1 protein-coding gene is annotated in these 496 nt (G+C 70.0%); it reads right to left on the reverse strand.

Translation table 11 applies throughout. The features are described 5' to 3' along the window. The coding region (locus DQ244_RS19140) for a CorA family divalent cation transporter (protein WP_304557445.1) at window positions 1-496 on the reverse strand (496 nt) is incomplete at both ends.

Here is a 496-nt window from a genome sequence, read left to right on the forward strand (position 1 = left end):
GAGATGTGTATAAGAGACAGCCTGGATGACGTGGTCGGCGACGTCGCGCAGGTAGCCCCGCAGCTCCTCGTCCACCCCGTACTTGTCGAAGCCGGCGGTCAGCGCGGCGATGATCCCGGTGAGCGGCTGGGCGGCCCGCTGGAACTCCAGCACCTCCTGCGAGAGCTCGTAGATGCGGCGGGAGACCCCGGGGTCCCCGCGGAAGACCTCGGTCTCGATCTCGTCAATGTCGTTGGCCAGCCCGTCGACCACCGGGCGGTACCCGTCGACGACGGCGTCCAGCGTCGCGTACAGCACCGCCTCGCTGCCCTTGGCCAGCAGCGCCGGCTCGCTCTCCAGCCGGCGGCGCACCCGCGAGAGGTCCGGCGACTCGCTGTGCCGGACGGTGATCGCGAAGTCGCGGCCGAGGAACAGGTGCAGCTCCCCGAACTCGACCTCCTCGGCCGCGTCCAGGTACCGGGCCGCCTTGAGGACGACGAACAGCGTGGACACGTAG

It is taken from the genome of Blastococcus sp. TBT05-19 (assembly GCF_003319095.1).
GTDB lineage: Bacteria > Actinomycetota > Actinomycetes > Mycobacteriales > Geodermatophilaceae > Blastococcus.